The organism is Microcoleus sp. EPA2, assembly GCA_020882975.1.
GTDB lineage: Bacteria > Cyanobacteriota > Cyanobacteriia > Cyanobacteriales > Microcoleaceae > Microcoleus.
The window spans coordinates 198,391-204,888 of record JAHRFD010000008.1 but is presented as its reverse complement, the minus strand read 5'-3'; the positions used below and the strand labels follow the sequence as shown (position 1 = coordinate 204,888).

The 6,498-nt window shown below is 41.7% G+C and carries 6 protein-coding genes; 2 read left to right on the top strand and 4 right to left on the bottom strand.

Annotated elements, in window-relative coordinates; translation table 11 throughout:
- Nucleotides 1–307: 307 nt before the first annotated feature.
- Entirely contained in the window at nt 308–1,237 is a 930-nt protein-coding gene (gene speB, locus AAFP14_RS10565) for an agmatinase (RefSeq protein ID WP_341732210.1), read from the top strand.
- A 201-nt stretch (nt 1,238–1,438) separates the two neighbouring features.
- On the top strand, nt 1,439–1,975 hold the full coding sequence (locus tag AAFP14_RS10560; protein ID WP_341732209.1) for a thioredoxin family protein: 537 nt from the start codon (nt 1,439–1,441) through the stop codon (nt 1,973–1,975).
- Nucleotides 1,976–2,116: 141 nt separating this feature from the next.
- Here AAFP14_RS10560 and AAFP14_RS10555 read toward each other — a convergent pair whose 3' ends face one another.
- From AAFP14_RS10555 to AAFP14_RS10540, 4 genes are all read right to left on the bottom strand, one after another.
- Complete coding sequence (locus AAFP14_RS10555) at nt 2,117–2,512, bottom strand: DUF309 domain-containing protein (protein ID WP_340523404.1); 396 nt, start codon at nt 2,510–2,512, stop codon at nt 2,117–2,119.
- A 223-nt stretch (nt 2,513–2,735) separates the two neighbouring features.
- Nucleotides 2,736–3,110 carry a ferredoxin-thioredoxin reductase catalytic domain-containing protein gene (locus AAFP14_RS10550; RefSeq protein ID WP_340523405.1) on the bottom strand — a complete coding sequence of 125 codons (375 nt, stop codon included), beginning with the start codon at nt 3,108–3,110 and terminating at the stop codon, nt 2,736–2,738.
- A gap of 213 nt (nt 3,111–3,323) precedes the next feature.
- On the bottom strand, nt 3,324–4,766 hold the full coding sequence (locus AAFP14_RS10545) for a DUF2079 domain-containing protein (RefSeq protein ID WP_341732208.1): 1,443 nt from the start codon (nt 4,764–4,766) through the stop codon (nt 3,324–3,326).
- A 9-nt stretch (nt 4,767–4,775) separates the two neighbouring features.
- Nucleotides 4,776–6,374 carry a DUF2079 domain-containing protein gene (locus tag AAFP14_RS10540; protein WP_341732207.1) on the bottom strand — a complete coding sequence of 533 codons (1,599 nt, stop codon included), beginning with the start codon at nt 6,372–6,374 and terminating at the stop codon, nt 4,776–4,778.
- Nucleotides 6,375–6,498 lie beyond the last annotated feature (124 nt).

The following is a 6,498-nucleotide window of genomic DNA, read 5'->3' as shown; positions in this document are numbered from 1 at the left end:
GTCGTTGCCCTGCTCCATTTTTGATTGATTTAATCTGCCCTTCATCTGCGTACTTCCTTAACGTATTTGGGTGCAAGCCCAGGAATTCGACTGCTTTTCTGAGTGGTATGTATGCCATCCGCTAAAGCACACTATTTGTTAGCGTATGTCAATAATTGTTAGAAAAATTGGTACTGTGCGTTAACCTTCTTCCTTCCTCCTTCCGCCCTTGGGGGGGGGTGACTTCTTCCCTCTTCCTGTGCAGCACGAGCCAATATTGTGCCACCATTAAAGATGCTGAATTTTTTGCCTTATTGAAATTTCCCCTATGCCAACGATCATTTCCACTGCTGTCGTACCATTTCTAGGATCGGAAATTGTACCCGACTACAACACCGCCAAAGTAGTTATCTTACCAATTCCCTACGAAGCTACCACCACCTACCGCCGGGGCTGCGAAAACGGGCCCGCGAAACTTCTAGAAGCCTCTCATCAACTCGAATGCTACGACGAAGAACTCGATTCTGAAGTTTGCTACGATGTCGGAATTTATACCAAAGATCCGATCGCAGATACCCGCAACAGCCAACCAGTTTCATCTTTAGAAATGCTGCGAGTCACCCAAGAAGCAGTATATAAGTTAGTTACAGAAAATAAATTTGTGATCTCCCTCGGAGGCGAACACAGCATCACCGCCGGTGTTGTCGAAGGTTATCGCCAAGCATACCCAGACGAACCTTTCACAGTCATACAAGTTGATGCCCACGGCGACTTGCGACACGAGTATGAAGGTTCGATTCATAACCACGCCTGTGTGATGCGGCGGGTGGTTGATATGGGTTTACCCACACTGCAAATCGGCATTCGTGCTATCTGTAAGGAAGAAGCTGATTTGATTAAAACAAAACAGCTTAATGTGATTAGAGCTAGGGAAATTGCTACTCAACCAGATTGGGCCGATCGGGCAATTGCCAGTATCACCACTAAGCGGGTATTTTTGACTATAGACTTAGATGGCATCGATCCGACTTTAATTCCTGGGGTTGGCACTCCAGAACCGGGCGGGTTAAATTGGTATTCGCTGACTGGATTTTTGCGCCGTGTCTTCGAGTCCTACGAAGTCATCGGCTGTGACATTATGGAATTAGCACCTGTTGTAGATTCTGTAGTGTCAGAATTTACTGCCGCTAAATTAGCATACAAAATGATTGGCTATCAAGCTGTGGCTCAAGGTTGGCTAAAGCAAGACGAAGGTTAGAACACAAGCAAAAAGGGTAAAAAGATTTGTCCCACCAGCAAGCTATTTAGTCCTTGACACAACCACCGGGTTTTTGACAAAATACCCGATGGTTGTGATTGATATGGATTGAAAAATAGGGTTAAGATGGATTCAGGTTGCACTTTATATGATTCTTGACTGTTGACTGTGGACTGTGAAAAAAAATTACTAAGGGAAACAATGGGTACTCCGATTAATGGCTACGCTCCAGATTTTGAACTGCCGGGAGTTGATGAAGAAGTTCACCATTTAGCTCGATATTTAGAAAAATTTCAGGCGATCGGGGTAGTATTTATGTGCAATCACTGCCCTTACGTGAAGCTGTATCTCGATCGCCTCAAAGAACTGCAAGCAGATTTTCAAGACGAGGCTTTTACTTTGATCGGGATTAATGCTAACGATGCTAATCAATACCCCGATGACAGTTTTGAAAATATGAAAGTATTTGCAGCTAACAATCAACTCAATTTTCCTTACATCCGAGATGTGGCTCAAGATGTCGCTGAAAGTTTTGGGGCTTCTAAAACACCGGAGGTATTTTTGCTAGATCGAGATGGCAGATTACGTTACAAAGGTTTGATTGATGACAATGCTGATGATGCCGCAGGGGTACAGGTGTCTTATCTACGAAGTGCGATCGCCCAATTGCTGAAGGGTGAATCGGTAGAGCCTTCGAGTACAGAGGCGATCGGCTGTTCTGTCAAATGGCGATCGTAGTTGTTAATTGTTAGTTGTTATTGGTTATTAATTATTTATTTTGTTTGTTTTGAGTCTTCCAGACTCTACCTCCAATAAGCAATAACTAATAACTAATAACTAATAACTAATAACTAATAACTAATAACCAATAACTAATAACTAATAACTAATGCGTGGCAATTGCAAATTAGCAACTTCCACACCACTTAATAATGGCAAAAAATCCGCCACTTTTTCCGAACCTGCTTGTTGCAAAGCATTCAATAGTTGAGTGCTTTGTTGGAGCAAATCTGCCACAGCAATTCCGGCATAACTAGGCTGATAATAACTGAGCCGATTTATCCCTTCTCCCAACAAAATTACAGCGCCGCGCCAGTTTTGATTTCCTAAGTGATAAAGTCCTACAGAAATTTGTAAAAGTCCTTGATAAAATCTTTTTTCCGGCTCGCCTGCTTCCATCCACAAGGCCTCTAAAGTATCGTGACAAGCGTAAAATTGTTTACTATTAAACTCTTCTATGCCTTGCCAAAACTCCGTCGGCATTTCCTGTTCCATTGGGTTTTAAATTTAAGATTTGAAATTGTTGATTCGAGAAATTCATGAGAAATCTTGAATAATTATTGTGCGATGTCCTCCCGCCAGTGACGTTTTTTTTGGGAGCAACCTATTGTAGTAGGCGGATTTGATTAAAAGTTTTGATAGCTAAGTCTTAAAAATATCTATACAGAAAAACTTGTTTTCAAAACTGCGGCTAGTTAACGCCCGCCTACTTCACTGATTACATAGTCTCTCTGACTGCTTGAAGCTGATCCATTCCAATTTCCTGACTCGTTCCAGCAAAATCATTGTCTGGTGTCAAAAACAACATACAATGACATTCTTTGCGCTCGCGCATGGGAATGCAGGGACAATTCCAGTAGGCTGCTTTTACCTCGGCCTCTTTGTCTTCGTAGTGGCGACAAGGGCATAGGGGAGCACCTAGTTCGTCTTTGTTTTTTGCTAGTCCTTCAATTACGACTGCTGTGACAGAAAGCTCGGAACAAAAGTAAGTCCCAGTGCGCTTGGCGTAAGTTTCGGAGAAATTCTTCATAGCCTCCAAGGTTTTTTCGTTGGAGAGTTTGGATTTTTCTGTTGTGTTCTCTGTTGTATTCATAGTTTAGGATCGGAGTTGAGGATGTCACGAGCTTTTCATGATTGTACCGCAGAAGGTGATTTTAAACACTTGATATTTATGTAATTTAAAATTTACTTGACTGGGTAACGCAGACTTAGGGGAATTGGTGTCAGAGTTAAGGGTACCGAGGGCTAGCTATGTTTACGCACTGCTGCCTGGTGGTAAAGCATTTGAAATTGTGGGCGATCGCCTTTAGGGCTGTTTAGTAAATAAATAAATGTCATCCCGTTGATATTTCAGTTGAAATTGGGGATTGTTGGTGAGTTGAGTTACTAAGTTTTGCACAAAATCTCGATCGCTCATCCAGCCTGGATAGCGCCAATTCAGCAACACATAGTCAAATTCTGTCAGATTTGCAGGCGGCGTGTGAGCCAAAGTTAATTTTACCACAGGACGGTGACTTAAGTGCGGAGCAATATTTGATGTCGTTAAAACATTGCCTTTAGTTTGAACCAGAGAAATTGCCTCTTTCGTAGCCGGCAGAGTGTCGATAGCTTCTAAATAAATACTCCAAAAATAGCCGTATTTCGCCAAGCACAAAAAACTTATTAATGACCAAATTACGATATTCCGCTCCCAGGATAGACTAGAAATTCTCAGGCGATCGAATATTTTAGGTATTTTGAATTCTGGCTGATTTGAGTCAGACAAATTTGCAATCACTGCCACCAATAAAAATGGAAATATGGGAATAGAATATTGATGAATTAAATCTCGTTGAGCCGGAATATCCGAAAGAATGTTCATGGCTAACATCGGCACTGCACTAATCAAAGGTGTCAGATGCCGTGGAGAAATCCACCAAATTACCGGAAAAAGCAATAAGGCTAAATACCCAAAAGTCTCCCCAGAAAACAAACGTGTTAGAATTAAATGGGGCTTCAATATCAAATTAGCAGCTATTTCTAAGACCGAGTTACCTAAATATTGATATCTGCCGATTCCAGCGTGTTCTCTGCCTTGATTAAAATAAGGTACAATTGCCTGAGTTGCTATCAAAAACCAACCCACACCTAGAAATAAAGCGATTAGTCCGCAATTCCGGTGTTTGTCAAAAAATAACAGCCACACACCCATGGCTGCCACAGTTAAAGATAACACGGCTTTGCAACTCAAAACCAAGAGAATGGCTGCACAAAACCATATTATTTTGTTCAGCCGCGCTGCCAAGATTGCGGCTAAAAGTGCCGGGAAAGCAATGACTTCTGGATGAAAGTCAAAAAGATTGACATTAAAGACTGCGGGATAAAGCAGATAAACTGCTGCCACTGCCATTGATTTTTTTTCATCTAAGCCTGCTTGACGTGCTAAACTCCAACTAGGCCAAGCACCCAAAGCTAAGGAAATTGCTTGTACGAATAACAGCCAATGAACGTCTGGATATATTTTGTAAAGTAAAGCGAGGGGATAAAAAATAAATGCCGCGTGATCGCCTAAAATGTTAACTGCCATTAAAGAAGAAAATGGCGTTTGATTTTGAGAGATTAAATAAATGGCTTGGTCAAAAATGGCTAAGTCGTAGGCAGTGGAATGAAACAAAGCGTGTCGCACGCTACTGCAAGCAAATAAGATTATCGTTGTGGCGACAATCATTAAAAATACTGGATGGGGTTTTAGGGATTTTAAGGTTAGCATTTTATGGGTTTAATCAGCGATGCGTTTGAATAGCAGAACTTGGTTTTTTTGATAGGTTAATTGAAATTGGGGAGTATTTTGCAGTTGAGTGGCTAAGTTATTACCAATTTTTTCGGTATCTGGCCATGGATGTCGTTGGTTTAATAATATGTATTTAAATTCAGCTAAATCTGTTTGGGGTGAAATTTGGGAAAGCAATTTGACTATGGGGCGGTGGGCAAAGTGAGGGGCTAGTCTATTGTCTGTTAAGATACTGCTTTGGGGTTGAATTTGGGCGATCGCTTCCCGTGTTGCTTGCCAAGTATCTAGTCTATTTAGATACAGAAAAAAATCTTTGTACTCGCCGAGAAATAGGAAGATGATTAATGACCAAATTATCATGGCTTTTGGTAATTGCATTCCCCGCCAAAATTGAGGGAATTGGGAAATTTTCCATGGGAAAACAGAATTCATTTGTAGGCCTAATTCAACATTTTCATCTCCTACTTTCCCCCCTTGATGTGAGTAGGGGGGGGTTGACTGTGCGGAGTTGACGGGCGTTGACTTCGAGATAACCGCTAATAATAAAAATGGAATTATAGGCACTGAATATTGATAGGCTAAACTGCGTTGAAATGGCAAGTCTGAGAGGATATTGATGGCGAGAGTTGGGAGGGCGGGAAGCAGTGGAAGCAAATATCGCATTCCTATTTTGCTGGAGAATGGCAACAGTCCCCAAAATAGTGGTAAGCTGAGTAGGAATATATATTTAAAAGTATCAAATGAAAAGAGTTTACCTAAAATTAATTGTGGCTTTAATATGAGGTTTATAATAATTTCTAGTACCGATTTTCCTAGATAACTGTAGCGCCCTACTCCGGCGACTTCACTGCCGCTAAAGAAGGGAATGATTTTTTGGGAAGCAATCACAAACCAGGCTACACCGAGCACAAGTGCGATCGCGCCGCATCGTTGTTTTTTTTCGCATAACAATAGCCATAAACCCATGGCCGCGACAGTTAGGGACAAAACTGCTTTGCAACTTAAGATTAATAAAATAGCGGCACTAAACCACAGAATTTTGTTTAAACGGGCTGCCAAAATTGCTGCTAAAAGTGCGGGTAAGGCGATTACTTCTGGGTGAAAATCAAATAAGTTGATATTAAATACTACGGGATATAGTAAGTAGATAAATGCGATCGCGCGGGATTGTTCTGGATTCAAACTTGCCAAGCGTGCTAAACTCCAGCTAGGCCAAGCCCCCAGGGATAAAGCTACTGCTTGTACTAAAAACAACCAGTGGACATCGGGGTAAATTTTGTACAACCAAGCTAGGGGATAATATATTACCGCTGCGTGGTCGCCTAAAATGTGCATCTGCATCAAAGAGGAAAAAGGCGTTTGGTTTTGGCTGATTAAGTAAATCGCTTGGTCAAAAATGCCTAAATCGAAAGCAGTGGATTGAAACAAGGCGTGTCGCAAACTGCTACACAAAAATAAAATTGTCGCTGTAGTGGCGATCGCAATTAGCAAACTCCACGGTAGCCGCGATCGACTTTCTTCTATATTTTCGGTGATGGAGACGCCACTGTCCTCACTGGAATCATCAAAATTAGACTCATTCCGCATAAAATCTGCCACTACCTGACTCCTGACAAATCCTCGAATTCATGAGACATCTCCCTAAAACTAAGGTTTGAACAGGCCCGACAGCCTGTTCCACAACAATTATGGGAGAGGTCTATTAGTCGAT

Bases quoted from the DNA above. Each gene is read 5' to 3' on its own strand.
- AAFP14_RS10540 (WP_341732207.1), bottom strand. From the start codon at position 6,374: ATGCGGAATGAGTCTAATTTTGATGATTCCAGTGAGGACAGTGGCGTC.
- AAFP14_RS10550 (WP_340523405.1), bottom strand. From the start codon at position 3,110: ATGAATACAACAGAGAACACAACAGAAAAATCCAAACTCTCCAACGAA.
- AAFP14_RS10560 (WP_341732209.1), top strand. From the start codon at position 1,439: ATGGGTACTCCGATTAATGGCTACGCTCCAGATTTTGAACTGCCGGGA.
- AAFP14_RS10555 (WP_340523404.1), bottom strand. From the start codon at position 2,512: ATGGAACAGGAAATGCCGACGGAGTTTTGGCAAGGCATAGAAGAGTTT.
- speB (WP_341732210.1), top strand. From the start codon at position 308: ATGCCAACGATCATTTCCACTGCTGTCGTACCATTTCTAGGATCGGAA.
- AAFP14_RS10545 (WP_341732208.1), bottom strand. From the start codon at position 4,766: ATGCTAACCTTAAAATCCCTAAAACCCCATCCAGTATTTTTAATGATT.